This window comes from Lysinibacillus sp. FSL L8-0126, assembly GCF_038630385.1.
Lineage (GTDB): Bacteria > Bacillota > Bacilli > Bacillales_A > Planococcaceae > Lysinibacillus > Lysinibacillus fusiformis_D.
Window position 1 is genome coordinate 530765 of the sequence record NZ_CP152028.1, and the last position, 18174, is coordinate 548938.

Consider the following 18174-nt stretch of genomic DNA (forward strand, 5'->3'; position numbering starts at 1 on the left):
TTCTATGATTCTTATTTTTGTTTCTTCAAGGTCTCCGTTCCTATAATTCCTACAATTAAAATAATCATAGATACTAGCGCATAGTCTTTAAAAAATGTTGTAAAAGGAATATCGAAATATCGACAAATAACCGTTACAAGACGACCTCCTAATAGAATTAAACCAATGACAAACATCCAATTAAATAGTGCTTTAAGCATTTTTATGTCCCTCTACTTTCATTGCTGCCCACATAATCTTAATTACTTCTTGACTATATTCCTCTGCCTCAACCGAAATCGGTCCCCCTATTAGCATATATTCACCAATAGCACCTTGAATCACTTTTGCCATCACCTGGACAGAGTCAACAGTAAATGTCCCCTGTTCTTTACCATCCTCTAATATTTTACATAAAGCCTTCAATAAAGGATCTTCACCATCATCCGAAATTTTATAATAAGGAACATCCTCAGCTGTACGAGCATTGAATATAATTTCTAATAATGCCGCATTCTCCTTCGGATGTGTCGCTTGATAAGCAATACTTGCCTCTATGAAATTTGCCAATTGTGTAGCTGGATCATCGGCTGCATATGTTTTTGTCAAAATAAATGTTGCGGATTGTTCAAGTAACGCTTGCAGGCTTTGGTCAATCAAATCTTGACGATCTGCAAAATGGTATGAAATTAATGCTGTACTGATAGTAGCCCGTTTAGCAATTTGTGCTAAACTTGCCTTGACATAACCAATATCATCTAGCGTCGTTATAGTTGCTGCAATAATTTGTTGCTTTCTAGCTTCCTGAATAAACGTGTTTTTATGGCTATCCATAGATCCTCCTTTTGATTGATTAATTATTTTTTTGATTACTTAATCAAATTTTAAAGGATTTAATGTCTAAATACAATGAAAAAGGTTATGTAGATACTCAAATAGCATCTCATAACCTTTTTCATGATTATTTATTCAATTTCAATCAATAAATCCCCTGTTGAAATGGCATCCCCTGCACTTGCATAAACCTCTTTCACAACGCCGTCTTTCGGTGCTTGAACGGTTGTTTCCATTTTCATTGCTTCTGTGATTAATAGGTGGTCACCGCGTTTAACTGGACTACCTTTGGAAACAACGACTTTTAACACAGTACCTGGCATTGTAGCACCAATTTGATTTGGATTGCTTGGATCTGCTTTTAAAGCTAGATTACCATCTACCTCTACAGTCATATCTTGAATAACCAATTCACGAGATTGTCCGTTTAACTCGAAGTACAGAACACGCGTCCCATTGTGCTGAGGTTCACCAATGGAAACAAGTTTAATAATTAACGTTTTTCCTTTTTCGATTTCGACTTCAATAATTTCCCCTAGCTTTAAGCCATATAGGAATGTAGGTGTGTCTAGAACCGAAATATTGCCGAAGGATTCTTCCGTTTTCGCGTACTCTTCAAAGACTTTTGGATAGAGTGCATAGGCTAATACATCCTTTTTCGTAACAGGACGATTTAACTTATCCTCCAGTACAGTCTCTAATTGTTCAAACTGAATAGGCTCTAATAACTCTCCTGGACGAACTGTAATTGCTTGGCGGTCTTTGAGCACAACCTGCTGTAGTGCCTCTGGGAATCCGCCATGTGGCTGTCCAAGATAGCCTTGGAAGAATTCAATAACAGAATCTGGGAAATCAATCGTTTGCCCTCGAGTTAGCACTGTGTTTTCATCTAAATCATTTTGCACCATGAAAAGTGCCATGTCGCCTACCACTTTGGAAGATGGTGTTACTTTAACAATATCACCAAATAGTAGATTTACACGGGAATACATATGTTTTACTTCTTCCCAACGATCGCCAAGACCCACTGCTTTTGCTTGCTGCTGTAAGTTACTATATTGTCCACCAGGCATCTCATGCACATAAATTTCAGAATGTGGGCTGATCATACCACTTTCAAAATCTTTATAGTATTTACGTACATCTTCCCAGTAGTACGATAATTTCTCTAAAGCATCTATATCCGCACGTACCTCGCGTTTACCGCCCTTCATCGCATAGTACAAAGAGTTTGCACTTGGCTGAGATGTTAAGCCAGCCATAGAGCCAAGAGCTGTATCAATGATATCTACTCCTGCTTCAATGGCTTTCGCATATAAATAAATCCCGTTACCACTTGTGTCATGTGTATGCAAGTGGATTGGCAGACTTGTCGTCTCTTTTAACTCGGAAATTAAACGATAAGCTGCTTCTGGCTTCAATAAACCAGCCATATCTTTAATCGCTAAAATATGGGCACCTGCTGCTTCAAGCTCTTTCGCCATATCTTTATAATATTGCACCGAATATTTGGCACGACTGTCGTCCAGAATATCTCCTGTGTAGCAAACCGCCGCTTCCGCAATTTTTCCAGATTGACGCGCTGCATCAATAGCTACTTCCATGCCTTTAATCCAGTTCAAGCTATCAAAAATGCGGAAGACATCAATGCCTGATGCTGCCGATTCGGCGATAAATTCACGGATTAAATTGTCAGGATAGTTCGTATAACCAACAGCATTGGCTCCACGCAATAACATTTGGAATAACACATTTGGCACTTGCTCACGTAGTTTGGCTAAACGCTCCCACGGGTCTTCTTTCAAGAAACGATAGGCTACATCAAATGTTGCTCCACCCCACATTTCCAGCGAGAATAGTTGATGCATCATACGAGCTGTTGCATCAGCAATTTGATACATATCCTGTGATCGAACACGTGTAGCGAGCAGGGATTGATGAGCATCACGGAATGTTGTATCTGTTAGCAGTACATCATCCTGTGCTAAAATCCATTGTACTAAGCCATCTGCCCCTTGTGTGTCTAAAATTTGCTTTGTACCTGCTGGTGGCACAATAAGTGGATCGATTTTAGGTATGTTCGGTCGCACAAAAATGGGCTTAGATTTTTTCTCTACTCCAGGGAAGCCGTTTAATGTAACATTCCCAATATAGCTTAGCAGCTTAGTTCCTCGGTCCTTTCGAACAGGGAATTCAAATAACTCTGGTGTTGTATCAATAAAGCTTGTATCAAAAGCACCTGATAAAAATTTTTCATGTGTGACGACATTATTTAAAAACGGGATATTTGTTTTGACACCACGAATACGGAATTCTTTTAAATTACGATCCATTTTCGCAGCAGCTTCTTTAAAGTTCATGCCTGATGTTGAGATTTTCACTAGTAAAGAATCATAGTATGGTGTAACGACAGCACCTTGGAATCCATTCCCTGCATCTAAACGCACACCGAAACCGCCACTTGAACGGTAAACCATTAATTTTCCTGTATCCGGCATAAAGTCATTAGCAGGGTCTTCCGTTGTCACACGAGCCTGAATAGCATAGCCAATCATTGGCATATCCTCTTGCTTCGGCATATGAATTTCTTCACTGTGTAGACCATAGCCTGCTGCCACCTTAATTTGGGCATGGACAATATCGACACCTGTAATCATTTCTGTAATCGTATGTTCTACTTGAATGCGAGGGTTCACCTCGATGAAATAAAAATCTTCTCCTGCAACTAAAAATTCCACTGTCCCTGCATTTATGTACGAGACATTCTTCATTAATTTCACAGCAGCATCACAAATACGATTTCTTAACTCTTGTGAAATCGAATGGGATGGCGCAATCTCAACCACTTTTTGATGACGACGTTGAATCGAGCAATCACGTTCATATAAATGCACAATATTGCCCTGCTGATCGCCAATAATTTGTACTTCAATATGTTTTGGTTTGATGATGGCCTTTTCAACATACACCTCATCAGATCCAAAAGCAGCCTTTGCCTCTGATTTTGCCCTTTCATAAGAAGAGGCAAGCTCCTCTGGTGTATGCACAAGACGCATCCCACGCCCACCACCGCCAAGTGCCGCTTTAATCATAACTGGAAAGCCATAATCGTTAGCAAATGCCTCTACCTCTGCTAGATCGGCTACAGGACCATCTGTACCAGGAATAACAGGAATCACAGCCGCAATAGCTTGCGAACGTGCTTTGACCTTATCCCCAAACATATCTAAATGCTGAGAAGTTGGTCCAATAAAGACAATCCCCTCTTCTTCACAGCGACGTGCAAATTCCACGTTTTCTGATAAAAAACCATACCCTGGATGAATCGCATCAACATCTGCATCTTTTGCGATGGCAATAATACCCTCAATATCTAAATAGGCATCAATTGGTTTCTTGCCAGCTCCCACTAAATAAGCTTCATCTGCTTTAAAGCGATGAAAGGCACCACTATCTTCCCTTGAATAGATGGCAACGGTTTGGATATTCAGCTCCGTACAGGCACGGAAAATACGAATTGCAATTTCTCCTCGATTAGCTACGAGAATTTTGTTGATTGATTCCATAGATATCCCCCTTTATGATTGTGTTTTTTTCCTCTCTACCTTTTCAAACATAGAAACATTGATTAATATTCCCATCGCTAAAGATAGAATGATTATAGATGTACCGCCATAGCTTATAAAAGGTAACGTTACACCGGTTAACGGGATTAACCCGGTTATCCCCCCAAGATTAATAAACGATTGCCAGCCTATCCAACTCGCAATACCAGCTGCAATCATGCGTGCCAACGGATCTTTTGTTCGTAATGCAATGGAAAAACCTTTATATACAATAAATCCTAAACCACCTAAGACAATTAAAACTCCCCATATTCCCAATTCCTCCATTATAATCGCCATTATAAAATCTGTTTGTGGTTCAGGTAAGTACCCTAATTTTTGAATCGATTGACCAAGACCACGTCCTTCTAAGCCACCTCCGCCTATGGCATAATAACTATTCACCACTTGGTGACCACTACCACTCTCATATTCAAACGGATTTAAATAAGATAGAATCCGTCCTTTACGGTTATCAGTTAGTAGTTCCCCCTTGAATAGCAAAAGGATACCAAGGATTGCTGTACCGAAGGCTACTAATACACCAAAGAACTTCCAAAATGTTTTAAAGGGAATGCCACTTGAAGCTACTACAGATACAGCTATTCCACACAGAATAATAACTGCTCCTAAGTCTGTTTCGAAAGCTACTCCAGCAACCACTAAAATCCATAGGAAAATGGGATAAAAAATTTCAGTTGGTTGTAGCTTTTCAAACGTATGTTTTTGCGCTTTTCTATAAAAAGCAGCTGCAAAATATAAAATAATAAATAGTTTCGCATATTCAGAAGGTTGAAAATTCCCTAATCCTGGAATAGCAATCCAACTCTGAGAGCCTACTTGATCTGCCCCGTGACCAAACAATTTTAACCATGTGAATAACACCGCTAGTATGATCGTTAGTAATAACATAATGTTCTTATTCGCATAATGCTTGTAGGGGAAAAAGGCTGCCACTATAAAACCAATAAATGCCACCAATAAATTGGTAACTTGTTTTTGATAAAAAAAATCAGGTGCTTGCTCTTTTTGCGCAATCGCTACCATCATACTTGAACTGTAAATCATTATTAACCCAAATAAACTTAATAATAGGACCGTAAAAAATAAGGGGTAATCAAAATTTTGTGCATATCGTTTTAAGTATTGTCTCATTAGAAAACCTCGTTCTAGTAAAAAAACTCAAAGCGCAAAGAAGCGTTTGAGTTTTTCTTTTTATTTGTCTGTATACGCATCGTGCAACACAGACAGTTCCTTCTCGAGTGAATCGAGAATTTCTTTGCCTTTATCACGTTCAATCAGTCCAAGCTTCACAGCAAAATCGATTTCACGTGATAGGCCGAACATTTGTGTATCTAATACTTCCTCATATAAAGGGCATTGTGGCATTGTTAAATGATCCATTTGTACTCGAATAAGGCGAGCAATCTTGTCTGCATCAGCAACTAATAGCTCCAAAGCCTTCTCTTGAAAAGAAGTTTGTGATTTCGTATCCATGAGGACGCCCCCATTATCTGATATTTCTTCGATTCTATCTTAATAAAGTTTATCTTCTAGTCGTTAAAAATGCAAGTGTCTTCATTGGAAAATAGAGAATTCGGTTTATATTTCTTTATTATCTCTAGGCATTAGCGTTATACTATGTCATGGATATACAAGATTTAAGGAGGATTTCTATTATGGAAACAATAATTCCTATCACAGGTGCCGTCTCATACCAACTAACATTAGATCCCACTGTATGGATATTCGACGATCGTAAATTAGATTTAAACACTTACTTTACGACACAAAACATTGAGGAAGATTCTGACATCAAATATATGCGTGAGGTTGGTGCTCACTGGTCTCGTGAAATTATGGAGGGGGCCACATTCCCACCTACATTAAAATCAGAGCGTAAATTTGACCGTAAAGGAATGGAAACAGGTACTTTTGGTATCCAATTAAGTCATTTCTTGAAGAATGCTGAAATTAAACCTGAAGCGACAAAAATCGTTTTAGAATGCAAAGATGGACAAGAATTCCCATTCACAATTGAAGAAGCTTCAACACTAATATTAAAATATAGCCAAGACGGCAAGCCTCTTTTAGAAGATGGCCCAATCCATGTATTATTAAAAGATGGTTCAAATATTGACAATCCTATTAAAAACATATCAGCCATTCGCGCTGAATAGGAGGGAATGCAATGCGCGTAAAATGCGTTATTTGCGATACGATTGATAATTTAGATGATAATCTGCCTTTAGCCAAGAAGTTACGTAACCGTCCAATTCATACGTATATGTGTACAATTTGTCATGATCGTATTAAAGAAAATACGTTTGCACGAATAGAAACGGGCAATTTCCGTTTTTATCGTACTTCACCTCAAATGGATAAAGAATTTTAACTAAATGACAGATTAAAAAGAGGTGCCTCAACTATAAAGACACCTCTCAGACTGAAGACAAACTCAAAAAAATCGAGCGTTTGCCTTCAGTCTTTTTTCTTTTACAATAAACAAAGTAAAGCCGTTGATTTCCACTACAGGCGGACGCTTTTCGTGGGCGGAGTCACTGCCATTCGTTCCAATCAACTTTTACATAAAGTACTCCATCTACATGTATTGATGAAAAGTAAACCTTTGTGGTGATAATCCATGAAGCAAACCAATAAACGTGAACAATTAGCGATTGATCCATTAATACCCAAAGTTTACTTAGTATGAATACTAGAGGCTGCTATCGATTGTCGTTTAACTTAGTAGAAAAACTCCCTTCAGCTTATGGACGTCCAAGTATGTTTTCTTACATTTATTCTATTTATCTTTGGCATTGGCTCCATGCCCAAACTATGAAAGAAACCACATTCAATGTGGAATATTACCCAAATAAACCAAATCCTTTGATTTGTATTAAGTGCCCTCGCCTAAGCCTTATTACAATGAACAAAAAGTAATAATCATCAGAAACTCATTCAACGTCCTATTGGGGAATCGTGGTAGCGGAAGTTGAATATTTACAACATCCTTATAATATTAAACAAATCTATGCAAAGCGCAGAGGAACCTTGAAGCATATCTTTGCGAATGGAAAAAAAGGTATCAAAAATGACAAAAGGAATCGAGAAGTTCACACTCGATTCCTTTTGTCAACAGTCTGAGAAGTACCTCAACTATAGAGAACCTCTTTTATCCGTTATTTTTAATAATTATTTTTTCAACCAATTCAACTACTTGATACATAATGGTCGCAAAAAACGCAATGATCAGAAGCGACATGAGCACAAGGTTAAAATTAAATACTTGGAAGCCATAAATAATTAAATAACCAAGCCCTTTTGAAGCTACTAAAAATTCACCTACAATCACCCCTACCCATGATAAGCCAACATTAACTTTCAAAGTTGAAATAATCGTAGGAAATGAAGCTGGCAAAATTACTTCACGAAAGATTTGCCATCTAGTTGCCCCAAATGTTTGTAAGACCTTACTATAATTTGGATCGACACCTTTGAAAGCTGTATACACAACAATGGTTGTAATAATGATGGAAATCAATGCACCCATGGCGATAATGGAAAAATAGCCTGGTCCGAGCGCAACGATCAAAATAGGGCCAAGCGCAACTTTTGGCATCGCATTTAAAATTACTAAATACGGGTCGAGAACCTTTGATAGTAGCGGAGACCACCACAATACTATAGCGATTAATGTTCCTAGTAAAGTACCAGCAATAAAACCAATCACCGTCTCCATTAATGTCACACCAACATGTAATGTTAATGTACCATCACTTACTTTTTCAATAAATGTATGCCAAACATGCGTCGGTGAGCTAAATATTAAACGATCAATCCACTCTAGTCTTGAAAGAAGCTCCCACCCACCAAAGAATAGCAGTAGAATGATAAGCTGATATAACCGTACAAAGCGTTTTTCTTTTTTTAGTAATTGCTGATATTGTTTAAATAATGTGTTATCCAAGACTCTCCAGCTCCTTCCAAATGGTTTGGAAAACATCTGTATAGGCTGGATGCTGTCTTACATCAAAGGGTGATAGCTCACGAAGAGCTTCAGGTATTTCAAACACTCTGTGCAATGCCCCGGGATTGGCTGAAAATAGAAAGACACGCTCACTCATCGCGATAGCCTCGCCAATATCATGTGTTACAAGAATAGCCGTCTTTTTATACGTTTTTAAGGTCTCCACAACTAAATCCTCAAGCTTTAATTTCGACTGATAATCCAAAGCGGAAAATGGTTCATCTAATAATAATATTTTTGGGTTTACGGCTAATGTGCGAGCAAGAGCCACACGCTGTCGCATACCTCCTGATAATTCTCGTGGATAATTATTCCCGACATGTGGTAAGCCAATTTCCTGTAACAGTGCATTGGCTGTCACTTTATGTGTTTTATTGCTTCGTTCCATAATTTTCAAACCGATTGTTACATTTTCCTCAATGGTCTTCCACGGAAATAAATAATCTTGCTGAAGCATATAGCCAATGCTAGATTGATTATGTGCTGATAGCTCTTCACCATCTATATAGACCTTGCCTTCAGTTGCAGGAAATAATCCTGCAATAATTGATAATAATGTTGTTTTCCCACAGCCACTCGGTCCAATAAAGGACACAAATTCTCCTTCACGAATCGCTAGACTAATATCACGTAATACTTCCTTTGCCTGTGTGTTTGAAAAATAACTATGGTGAATGTTCTCCAGCTGTAAAAATTCCATATTACTCAGCAGCCTTTTTGGCAAAGGTTGTATTCACAAGTTTGTCATATTCCACTCGTTGAGGAAGTTCACCTGCTTCCTCCATAATTGTTTGCAAGTTATCCCACTCTCCTTCATCGAGAACTGGGTCAGTAGCATACGAGCCCTGCGCTTTGTAACGCTCAATCACGGTTTCAATGATCGCTATATCGACATTTTCAAAATATGGCTGAATCATTTTTGCTACTTCTGCTGAACTCTCATTTTGTACAAAATCCTGTGCTCGTTGCAATGCATTTGTAAAAGCCTGAACCGTTTTCGCTTCATCCTTTAAATAACTACTTTTTGCCATAAAAGACGTGTAAGGAAGATTGCCAGACTCCGTTCCAAACGAAGCTACGATATAGCCTTTCCCCTCTTTCTCAAAGACGCTCGCAGTTGGTTCAAATAATTGTACATAGTCACCAGTACCTGAGGCAAAAGCAGTAGCAATATTGGCAAAATCAATATTTTGAATAAGTGTTAAATCATCTACAGGGTCAATGCCATGTTTTTTCAACACAAATTCTCCTGCCATTTGAGGCATACCGCCTTTACGTTGCCCCAAAAATGTTGAGCCCTTTAATTGATCCCACGAAAAATTATTCATTTTATCTCTTGCTACTAAAAAAGTACCGTCAGTTTGTGTTAACTGTGCAAAATTTTGAATGGGATCATTAGCACCTTGTAAAGTGACATAAATAGATGTCTCTGATCCAACTAAAGCAATATCAATCCCGTCTGACAGTAACGCCGTCATAGTTTTATCGCCACCTGCAATCGTTTGTAGCTCAACAGAAAGACCCTCCTCCTCGAAGAATCCTTTCTCAAGTGCTACATATTGTGGCGCATAGAAAATTGAACGAGTTACTTCTCCTACTTTGACTTTTTCTAGCTCTGCTTTATTACATGCTGTCAAAGAAAGGAGTAACAAAGCAATGACACCTAATAGCAAACCTTTTGTAAGCCCACGCATTCCCTTTCCTCCTTGATGTGATGAAAATAAGCCTATCGACATTAACTTATTCACATTAGAAGATTTCGGTGCCTACCAATTTATTTTGATTTAGCAATTATTTAGCGTCAGGTACATCAAATAATATTTTTGAGAAGGCACTTTTCGAGCAAGCTCGAGAATTGATACAAAAGAAAACAGCCTTAGCGTAATAATCGCTAAGACTGTATAAAAATTCTTATTATAAAATACATACTTGTTACTGATTGGTAGCTTGTTGCTCTTCTCTTTTTTCACGCCATAATCTTGTTTTATATACGATTAAAATTAAGGCTGCTACAATCAGACCCTCAATCATTGGCAAGAATAGGGCAAAAAACGTTAGCATGATACAACCTAAAAATAGGAACGCATAAATAATAATGTTTTGAGATAGTTTTAATTTCTTGGCAAAGCCTAACTTATAGACAATGGCAGAAAGTGCAAATACAAGAAGAAATACAACATAGCCTGCAATTTCATAGCTTGGTAAATTTTCGTATAAAAATCTAGTTATACCCGCCATTCTTCCATAAACTCTTGTTGTTTCATCGGAACTTGTCTGTGCAGCAACTTGAATAACATTTAGTTCACCCAATAAAGCGGACTTAATATCCAAGACTCCTCTTCCTTTCATGTCAGCGGAAAATTATTGTTCTGCGTTACGTAATTTTTTCGCTGCTTTCTCACGTTCATTTTTATCAAGAATTTTTTTACGCAGACGAATAGATTCTGGTGTGATTTCTAAGTACTCGTCATCACCTAGGTATTCAAGCGCTTCTTCTAAAGATAAAATACGTGGTTTTTTAATAACATTCGTTTGGTCTTTATTTGCTGAACGGATGTTTGTTTTTTGTTTCATTTTTGTGATGTTTACAGTGATATCAGCGTCACGAGTATTTTCTCCAACGATCATACCTTCGTAAATATCTGTACCTGGCTCCAAGAACAGTGTACCACGGTCTTCAATTTGCATCATCCCATAAGTTGTTGATTTACCAGTTTCCATTGAAACTAGTACACCTTGGTGACGTCCACCAATTTTACCTGGTAGTAATGGTTGGTAGCAATCAAACGTATGGTTGATGATACCGAAACCTTTTGTCATCGACATGAATTCAGTAGTATAACCAATTAAACCACGAGCTGGTACTAAGAACGTTAAACGAACTTGACCACTGCCGTTGTTCACCATATCAAGCATTTCACCTTTACGTGCACCAATTGATTCAATAATTGAACCAACATTTTCTTCTGGTACATCGATTTGAACACGTTCGAATGGCTCACATTTTACGCCGTCGATTTCACGCACGATTACTTGCGGTTTAGATACTTGTAATTCGAAACCTTCACGACGCATATTTTCAATAAGAATTGATAGATGAAGCTCACCACGACCTGAAACTGTCCAAGCATCTGGAGAATCAGTATCTTCAACACGTAAAGATACGTCCGTTTGTAATTGAGCACGTAAACGCTCTTCTACTTTACGAGAAGTAACCCATTTCCCTTCACGACCTGCGAATGGCGAATTGTTTACTAAAAATGTCATTTGTAAAGTCGGCTCATCAATACGTAATGGTGTAAGCGCTTCTTGGTGTTCAACAGGACAAACTGTTTCACCAACGTTGATGTCTTCCATACCTGAAACGGCGATTAAATCACCAGCTTTTGCTGTCTCTACTTCTTCACGTTTTAAACCGAAGAAACCAAAGATTTTCGTTACACGGAAGTTTTTCACTGTACCGTCTAATTTCATCAGTGCAACTTGTTGACCTACAGAAATTGTTCCACGGAATACACGACCAATTCCGATACGTCCAACGAAGTCATTATAGTCAAGTAGAGCTACTTGGAATTGTAATGGATCTTCTGAGTTATCCACTGGTGCTGGAATAGCCTCGATCACTTTTTCGAATAGACATTTCATATTTTCTTCTTGTTTAGATGGATCTGCGTCCAAAGAAGCTGTACCATTTACACCTGAAGCATAGACAACAGGGAAATCTAATTGATCGTCATCTGCACCTAACTCGATAAATAATTCAAGCACTTCATCCACTACTTCTAGTGGACGAGCTGAATCTTTGTCTACTTTATTAACAACAACGATTGGTGTTAAGCGTTGCTCTAATGCTTTTTTCAGTACGAAACGTGTTTGAGGCATACAACCTTCATACGCATCGACAACTAGTAAAACGCCGTCTACCATTTTTAAAATACGTTCTACCTCACCACCGAAGTCAGCGTGTCCAGGCGTATCAAGGATGTTGATACGAGTTCCTTCATAGTTTACTGCTGTATTTTTAGCTAAAATCGTAATACCACGTTCGCGTTCAATATCATTAGAGTCCATTGCACGTTCTTCAACACGTTCGTTTGAACGGAATGTACCTGATTGTTTTAGTAATTGGTCGACTAAGGTAGTTTTACCATGGTCAACGTGGGCGATAATTGCGATATTGCGAAGATCTTGACGTAAGTTTGTCATTATTCCACTCCATATTCTTTTTTCGAATGTTTAACTGTGATATTATAGCACAAGAAGGATAGAAATGTCCTTATTAGAATTTCCATCATTCTAAAAAATATATTTGATTTACAAATTTTTTATATAGGAGGCTAGGCTATGAATCGTGCAAAAATCGTAATGGCTATCTATGCATTAGCAGCTGTACTAGCAATGTGCTCTATCGGCTATTCTGTTGCGGCTAGTAGTGTATTTGGTGCAATAGCAGGTATTGTGGCAACTTGTGTCATTTTCATGACAGCCTTTAAAATGAAGCGTAAACTACGTACACAAGGCTTACTTTAATCAAGTATGCCTTGGCAGATGTTAATTTAGCTGGTTGAAAACCCACTGAAAAAATAAGCAATCAACATGAAAAGGAGCTGTCTAGTTACTAGACGGCTCCTTTTTATTTAATCGTACGGCACAATATATTTTTCTAATAATTCTTTATGGATGGAAGGATTGGCGATGATAAAAGTATCTTGATGGAGGAAATCAAAGCCTTCTCCATGTAAATTTGTTGCAACTGCCCCAACCTCCTGAGCAATGATGGTTCCGCCTGCAATATCCCATGGTGCTAGTCGCATGGAGACATATGCATCTAGTTTGCCACTAACAACAAATGCAATTTCCATTGCCGCTGACCCGTAGGATCGTGTACCACGCACTTTGCGAACCATTTCTATCACCTTTTCATGGTGGATATGTCGATTGGGTGCCACCCAATGTGCATTAATGCCAATGACCGACTCCTCCATTGAGACAGACTGTAGTTTACGCAATGGTGAATCATTATACCATGCCCCTTGACCTTCAATGGCATTAAATAAATCCTCTCGCATGACATCAAATATGTACCCTAACTTTCCAACACCATTTACAAAAATACCGATAGAAATCATAAAATGACGATGTTGTTTGACGAAATTCATCGTGCCATCAATCGGATCAATAATCCAGACAACACCATCTAATGATTCGACCTTTTCGCCCATTCCTTCTTCCCCTAAAATTTTATGGGTTGGATCAAAAGCTTTAATTTGCTCGATAAAAAATAATTCGGTCTCTCGGTCAATATTGGTAACGAGATCATTTGCACCTGATTTTGTCTCAATAACTAGATTATACGAAAAAGCCTCTCGAATACGTCTTCCAGCTTCAAAAATGATACTTTTTGCAAATTCATCTATTTGTTGTAAATGCACTCAAAACCCACCCTTCGAATATAAGAAAAGGCTCTCTCGCTCTCTTTATGCTCCTCATACCTTTTCCATCACTTAACCATTTGTTTCGACTATAAAAAAACAGAGGACTGCAATTTGATATAATTTCTATTTTACCCTTTGTCACAATAAAAATCACCTGCTGTCGGAATATTCAGCAAGTGATTTTTTAAATAGGTATTAAATTTTGATTACGCATAGGCGTGCAAGCTTTCAAGTTCCATCTGTATTTCAGCCAGACGTTTTTTACTTTTTTCAATTTCAATATCATTTTTTTCATTCATCGCCTCAAAGAGTGATGCTAATTCATAATCTAATTCTAATTGTAAAATGTGTTCATATTGCTTTTCAATGTCAACTTTACGTATAATTTTTACGATAGGTTTCATAAAAAACACTTCCTTTTTTAATTTTTTTTACAAAAACTTTTTTATTTCGATAAAGTTCTTGTTATAAGATTTTTTCCCAAAATCAGCGTAAAATAAACCTTATAAAACGAAAGGAGTAAAATAAAATTGCCAAAAACAAAGTGGACAAACAAAGACTTTAATGTTTTTACAATAGACGGTTTAGAACAAAGAATGGATGCTTTAACTTCCCTTGTACGTCCAAAATTCAATCAGCTAGGAGAAGACTTTTCTGCTTATTTCTCTAGCCAACTAGGTGAAGAATTCTTCCCTCATGTTGCCAAACATGCTCGAAGAACTGTCAACCCACCAAAGGATAGTTGGGTTGCCTTCGCTCCCTATAAAAGAGGTTATAAATCATTGCCTCACTTTCAGATTGGTCTATGGCACACACATTTATTCATCGTCTTAGCTATTATTTATGAAGCACCGCAAAAAAATGTTATGGCTGAGCGTTTACTTGCCCATAAATCTTTATTGGAGCAACTTCCTACTGATTTTATTGTGTCAGGTGATCATATGTCCCCTGAGGCCATTTCTCTCGAAGAGGCAAAAGAAGACAAGCTTGAAGCATTACTTATACGACTGCGAGATGTCAAAAAAGGTGAGTTCTTGGTTGGTCGTCACATTCCAAAAGAGCAAGCGACAAAGCTAACAGCTAGCGAGTTACAACAATTAACAGAGGAAACATTTAATCGCTTACTTCCTCTTTACAACGTCATTGTTGGAAAATAGTTTTACTTAGATTCATTTAATGATGATTTTTATTGATGTAGTTTATGCAAAATGTCGTTTTTTAACACAAAAAATTAAAAAATGGATGTGAGTTGTGCTCACATCCATTTTTTATCGCCCGTTTTTAGGGACAATTTTTATAATCATCCCATCTTCAGCTTCCTTGGTCTGTTTGACGACAGGATAGCTAATATAGCCACTTGCCTCTTCGAATTCTCGAAAAATTGTTTTTTCCTCTGCTTGAGATGGAACAATCTCTTTAAAGCGACGATATTTAGCCAGCATGACTTCACGCTTGATGCCCTTTTCATAAGCTTTCTCAATTCCTTCAAAGAATTGAACGACATCCACAATTTCCTCTGTGGACCAATCAGTTGAAAACGGATAAGAATATTCCATTCGACAAAACCACCTTTATGTTATTGCCCCCATTTTAACCGGATACTTTCAGCTTCTGCAACCATTCGATTGATGAGTTCCGCTACGGTTGGGATATCGTGAATCATTCCTGTCACTTGACCAGCCCAGCCAAAGCCTTCATTTTGATTGCCATCGTAAATAAAACGCTTATTGGCTGAACCACTGATATAATCTTTTAAAGCCTCATATGTTGGTGTTTTTTCCTCAATTTCTAAAATCTTTGTCGTAAACTCATTACGTAAAGCTCGTGCTGGCGCGCCGATAGAACGCTTAATAATCGTCGTATCAGCCTCCGTACTAGCAAGCAGAGCCTCTTTATAAGCCTCTGATGCATCGACACATTCTTTTGTGGCAATAAAGCGTGTGCCCATTTCAATGCCTTCAGCTCCCAATGCGTGTGCAGCTAGCCAACCGCGCCCATCACCAATGCCTCCAGAAGCAATGACTGGAATTTTCACACTATCAACCACTTGAGGAACTAGCACCATTGTGCCAACGTCATCTCGCCCAAGATGACCTCCCCCCTCTTGACCAACAACCATCACAGCATCTGCTCCTAGTTGTTCAGCTTTTTGGGCTTGTCTACGAGCAGCTACAAGTACCAATTTTTTGATAGCTGTTCCTTTTAGCAACTCAAAAATAGGTGCTGGGTTTCCTCCAGTCATCGTAATAACTGGTACTTCTTCCTCAACTGCAACGCGCACCATCTCCTCAAAGCCTATACCATGCAGACCAATCGCAAAGTTTACGCCAAACGGTTTATCTGTTAATGTTCGGACTTTCTGGATCTCTGCTCGTAATAAATCAGGATCTCGTAAGCTCATGGCTGTTATTTGCCCTAGACCGCCAGCATTCGATACAGCTGCCGCTAAATCAGCATATGCTAAATAGGCTAACCCTCCTTGAATAATGGGGTATTTAACCTGCAAAAGCTCCGTCACACGTGTATTCCAATTCATAGTACCTCCCCTTTCGTTCGATAATAATTTCTCTTTATCCTGAAAAAAACCTTTTATTTTTATGAAAAGTCTATTTTTTCGTGTCGTTAGGTGCTATAATTCATTTGTTTTCTTAGATATTATAAAGTGAGGTGGTACCTGCGTTGTCACAACTAGAGACTCCATTGTTCGACGTATTACTTAAACATCGGAACAGACATCCAATTCAATTCCATATTCCAGGCCATAAGAAAGGGCAAGGGATGGACCCTGCTTTCCGAGAATTCGTCGGCGACAACGTTTTATCAATTGATTTAATTAATATTGCTCCACTAGACGATTTACATTCACCAAAGGGTGCTATTAAAGAAGCACAAAGCCTTGCAGCTGAAGCCTTTGGTGCTGATCATACATTCTTTTCCGTTCAAGGTACTAGTGGCGCCATCATGACGATGATTCTGACCGTCGTCGGCCCAGGTGATAAGATTCTAGTGCCACGGAATGTTCATAAATCTATTATGTCGGCGATTGTATTCGCTGGTGCAATTCCAATTTTTATTCACCCAGAAGTCGACAGTGAATATGGAATTTCTCATGGCATATCGCCTGAAGCTGTCGAAAAAGCGTTGAATGCTTATCCAGACACAAAAGCTGTACTTGTTATTAATCCAACTTATTTTGGCTTTACAGCTGATTTAAAGCGCATTGTCGAAATCGCTCATGATCGTCAGATTCCAGTAGTCGTAGACGAAGCACATGGTGTACACATAAAATTCCATGATGACCTACCGTATTCAGCAATGGAGGCAGGTGCAGATATGGCAGCAACAAGTGTACACAAGCTCGGTGGCTCCATGACGCAAACTTCCATTTTAAATGTCCGTGAAGGTCTTGTTTCAGCGAAACGTGTACAAGCTGTCTTTTCCATGCTAACAACGACATCGACTTCATATCCATTACTCGCTTCGCTTGACACAGCTCGTCGCCAGCTAGCCATTCATGGATATGATTTAATCGACGATGCATTGCGTTTAGCAAAAGATGCGCGTAAACGCATCAATCAAATAGCGCATTTAAAGTGTGCAGGTAAGGAAAAATTACATTCATCGGCGACCTATGATATGGACCCATTAAAACTGCTTATCAGTGTAAAAGATTTAGGTATTTCTGGGCATAGAGCTGAGGAATGGTTACGATATAATGCCAATATTGAAGTGGAACTGTCTGACCTTTACAATATTTTATGTTTAGTGACATTGGGAGATACGAAAAAAGAAATTAATCTTTTAGTAAATGCACTCACTCGTATGTCAAAAGCATTCGATTCTGAAGCGGCTATCACAGAAGCTGTAGTGAATGTACCAGAAATCCCAGCTCTTGCCATGTCACCACGTGATGCCTTTTATGCCGATACAGAAGTCGTTCCTCTTGCAGAAGCAGATAACTGTATTTGTGCAGAATTTATTATGGTCTATCCTCCTGGAATTCCGATTTTTATTCCCGGGGAAATAATTACACAAGAAAATATTCATTATATTCAAATGAATATTGAAGCAGGTTTACCAGTACAAGGACCCGAGGATACAACATTGAAAACAATTCGGGTAATAAAAGAACGAAAACCTATTTTTTAAAAATTAAAAGCTAGTTCTTCATTGTGAAGAGCTAGCTTTTTCATTATCTCTAAAACACTCAAGTGAGCTTTGCTATGCTTGGATATCATTGCTGCTTTAGAAATTTCTCTTTACCTGTCCCAATCATTATTAATTACATATA

General features: G+C 38.3%; 19 protein-coding genes and 1 pseudogene. 6 read left to right on the forward strand and 14 right to left on the reverse strand.

What is annotated here, in order from left to right:
- Nucleotides 1-11: 11 nt before the first annotated feature.
- The 5 genes from MHI34_RS02605 to MHI34_RS02625 form a co-directional block, all read right to left on the reverse strand.
- Entirely contained in the window at nt 12-200 is a 189-nt protein-coding gene (locus MHI34_RS02605) for a hypothetical protein (RefSeq protein WP_036125343.1), read from the reverse strand.
- Nucleotides 193-813, reverse strand: a complete 621-nt coding sequence (locus MHI34_RS02610; protein ID WP_342504070.1) for a TetR/AcrR family transcriptional regulator — start codon at nt 811-813, stop codon at nt 193-195. Before MHI34_RS02610 ends, MHI34_RS02605 begins: the two co-directional genes overlap by 8 nt.
- A gap of 131 nt (nt 814-944) precedes the next feature.
- Nucleotides 945-4379 carry a pyruvate carboxylase gene (pyc, locus tag MHI34_RS02615; RefSeq protein ID WP_342504071.1) on the reverse strand — a complete coding sequence of 1145 codons (3435 nt, stop codon included), beginning with the start codon at nt 4377-4379 and terminating at the stop codon, nt 945-947.
- 12 nt (nt 4380-4391) lie between these two features.
- Nucleotides 4392-5573, reverse strand: coding sequence for an FtsW/RodA/SpoVE family cell cycle protein (locus tag MHI34_RS02620; RefSeq protein ID WP_101966399.1), 1182 nt, complete (start codon nt 5571-5573; stop codon nt 4392-4394).
- 60 nt (nt 5574-5633) lie between these two features.
- Nucleotides 5634-5915: a YlaN family protein gene (locus MHI34_RS02625; RefSeq protein WP_036125355.1), complete on the reverse strand. Its 282-nt coding sequence runs from the start codon at nt 5913-5915 to the stop codon at nt 5634-5636.
- Between the two features lie 182 nt (nt 5916-6097).
- Between MHI34_RS02625 and MHI34_RS02630 the strand changes: the two genes are divergently transcribed.
- The 3 genes and pseudogenes from MHI34_RS02630 to MHI34_RS02640 all read left to right on the forward strand — a co-directional run.
- Nucleotides 6098-6598 (forward strand): hypothetical protein, encoded by a 501-nt coding sequence (locus MHI34_RS02630; RefSeq protein WP_036125357.1) that lies wholly within the window; start codon nt 6098-6100, stop codon nt 6596-6598.
- An 11-nt stretch (nt 6599-6609) separates the two neighbouring features.
- Nucleotides 6610-6813, forward strand: coding sequence for a YlaI family protein (locus MHI34_RS02635; RefSeq protein ID WP_036125360.1), 204 nt, complete (start codon nt 6610-6612; stop codon nt 6811-6813).
- Between the two features lie 482 nt (nt 6814-7295).
- Nucleotides 7296-7502 (forward strand): annotated as a pseudogene (locus MHI34_RS02640) (IS5/IS1182 family transposase); the annotation flags it as partial.
- A 91-nt stretch (nt 7503-7593) separates the two neighbouring features.
- Here the strand turns inward: MHI34_RS02640 and MHI34_RS02645 are convergent.
- The 5 genes from MHI34_RS02645 to typA all read right to left on the reverse strand — a co-directional run bounded on the left by MHI34_RS02645 (nt 7594) and on the right by typA (nt 12654).
- Nucleotides 7594-8388 (reverse strand): ABC transporter permease, encoded by a 795-nt coding sequence (locus MHI34_RS02645; RefSeq protein WP_036125362.1) that lies wholly within the window; start codon nt 8386-8388, stop codon nt 7594-7596.
- A complete protein-coding gene (locus MHI34_RS02650) occupies nt 8381-9148 on the reverse strand; it encodes an ABC transporter ATP-binding protein (RefSeq protein WP_141903382.1) in 768 nt (255 codons plus the stop codon). Before MHI34_RS02650 ends, MHI34_RS02645 begins: the two co-directional genes overlap by 8 nt.
- A 1-nt stretch (nt 9149) precedes the next feature.
- Complete coding sequence (locus tag MHI34_RS02655) at nt 9150-10142, reverse strand: ABC transporter substrate-binding protein (RefSeq protein WP_058843452.1); 993 nt, start codon at nt 10140-10142, stop codon at nt 9150-9152.
- A 238-nt stretch (nt 10143-10380) separates the two neighbouring features.
- Nucleotides 10381-10779 carry a YlaH-like family protein gene (locus tag MHI34_RS02660; RefSeq protein WP_036125369.1) on the reverse strand — a complete coding sequence of 133 codons (399 nt, stop codon included), beginning with the start codon at nt 10777-10779 and terminating at the stop codon, nt 10381-10383.
- Nucleotides 10780-10809: 30 nt separating this feature from the next.
- Nucleotides 10810-12654 carry a translational GTPase TypA gene (typA, locus tag MHI34_RS02665; RefSeq protein ID WP_036125372.1) on the reverse strand — a complete coding sequence of 615 codons (1845 nt, stop codon included), beginning with the start codon at nt 12652-12654 and terminating at the stop codon, nt 10810-10812.
- 138 nt (nt 12655-12792) lie between these two features.
- On the opposite strand from typA, the gene MHI34_RS02670 reads away from it, so the two are divergent.
- A complete protein-coding gene (locus MHI34_RS02670) occupies nt 12793-12978 on the forward strand; it encodes a DUF5325 family protein (protein WP_036125374.1) in 186 nt (61 codons plus the stop codon).
- 107 nt (nt 12979-13085) lie between these two features.
- Here the strand turns inward: MHI34_RS02670 and MHI34_RS02675 are convergent, their stop codons facing one another.
- Both MHI34_RS02675 and MHI34_RS02680 read right to left on the reverse strand, forming a co-directional pair.
- Nucleotides 13086-13880 carry an inositol monophosphatase family protein gene (locus tag MHI34_RS02675; protein ID WP_036125376.1) on the reverse strand — a complete coding sequence of 265 codons (795 nt, stop codon included), beginning with the start codon at nt 13878-13880 and terminating at the stop codon, nt 13086-13088.
- A 209-nt stretch (nt 13881-14089) separates the two neighbouring features.
- Nucleotides 14090-14287, reverse strand: coding sequence for a hypothetical protein (locus MHI34_RS02680; protein WP_036125378.1), 198 nt, complete (start codon nt 14285-14287; stop codon nt 14090-14092).
- A gap of 126 nt (nt 14288-14413) precedes the next feature.
- Here MHI34_RS02680 and MHI34_RS02685 point away from each other — a divergent pair, with 126 nt between their 5' ends.
- Entirely contained in the window at nt 14414-15040 is a 627-nt protein-coding gene (locus MHI34_RS02685; protein WP_036125380.1) for a DUF1054 domain-containing protein, read from the forward strand.
- A 111-nt stretch (nt 15041-15151) separates the two neighbouring features.
- On the opposite strand, the gene MHI34_RS02690 is transcribed toward MHI34_RS02685, so the two are convergent.
- Nucleotides 15152-15439: a UPF0223 family protein gene (locus tag MHI34_RS02690; protein ID WP_342504072.1), complete on the reverse strand. Its 288-nt coding sequence runs from the start codon at nt 15437-15439 to the stop codon at nt 15152-15154.
- Between the two features lie 20 nt (nt 15440-15459).
- Nucleotides 15460-16419: a nitronate monooxygenase family protein gene (locus MHI34_RS02695; protein WP_342504073.1), complete on the reverse strand. Its 960-nt coding sequence runs from the start codon at nt 16417-16419 to the stop codon at nt 15460-15462.
- A gap of 143 nt (nt 16420-16562) precedes the next feature.
- Here MHI34_RS02695 and MHI34_RS02700 point away from each other — a divergent pair, with 143 nt between their 5' ends.
- Entirely contained in the window at nt 16563-18032 is a 1470-nt protein-coding gene (locus MHI34_RS02700) for an aminotransferase class I/II-fold pyridoxal phosphate-dependent enzyme (RefSeq protein WP_058843449.1), read from the forward strand.
- Nucleotides 18033-18174: the final 142 nt, after the last annotated feature.

Coding starts and splice junctions, on each gene's coding strand:
- MHI34_RS02650 (WP_141903382.1), bottom strand. CDS start 9,148: ATGGAATTTTTACAGCTGGAGAACATTCACCATAGTTATTTTTCAAAC.
- MHI34_RS02630 (WP_036125357.1), top strand. CDS start 6,098: ATGGAAACAATAATTCCTATCACAGGTGCCGTCTCATACCAACTAACA.
- MHI34_RS02690 (WP_342504072.1), bottom strand. CDS start 15,439: ATGGAATATTCTTATCCGTTTTCAACTGATTGGTCCACAGAGGAAATT.
- MHI34_RS02635 (WP_036125360.1), top strand. CDS start 6,610: ATGCGCGTAAAATGCGTTATTTGCGATACGATTGATAATTTAGATGAT.
- MHI34_RS02610 (WP_342504070.1), bottom strand. CDS start 813: ATGGATAGCCATAAAAACACGTTTATTCAGGAAGCTAGAAAGCAACAA.
- MHI34_RS02620 (WP_101966399.1), bottom strand. CDS start 5,573: ATGAGACAATACTTAAAACGATATGCACAAAATTTTGATTACCCCTTA.
- typA (WP_036125372.1), bottom strand. CDS start 12,654: ATGACAAACTTACGTCAAGATCTTCGCAATATCGCAATTATCGCCCAC.
- MHI34_RS02680 (WP_036125378.1), bottom strand. CDS start 14,287: ATGAAACCTATCGTAAAAATTATACGTAAAGTTGACATTGAAAAGCAA.
- MHI34_RS02605 (WP_036125343.1), bottom strand. CDS start 200: ATGCTTAAAGCACTATTTAATTGGATGTTTGTCATTGGTTTAATTCTA.
- MHI34_RS02655 (WP_058843452.1), bottom strand. CDS start 10,142: ATGCGTGGGCTTACAAAAGGTTTGCTATTAGGTGTCATTGCTTTGTTA.
- MHI34_RS02695 (WP_342504073.1), bottom strand. CDS start 16,419: ATGAATTGGAATACACGTGTGACGGAGCTTTTGCAGGTTAAATACCCC.
- MHI34_RS02625 (WP_036125355.1), bottom strand. CDS start 5,915: ATGGATACGAAATCACAAACTTCTTTTCAAGAGAAGGCTTTGGAGCTA.
- MHI34_RS02670 (WP_036125374.1), top strand. CDS start 12,793: ATGAATCGTGCAAAAATCGTAATGGCTATCTATGCATTAGCAGCTGTA.
- pyc (WP_342504071.1), bottom strand. CDS start 4,379: ATGGAATCAATCAACAAAATTCTCGTAGCTAATCGAGGAGAAATTGCA.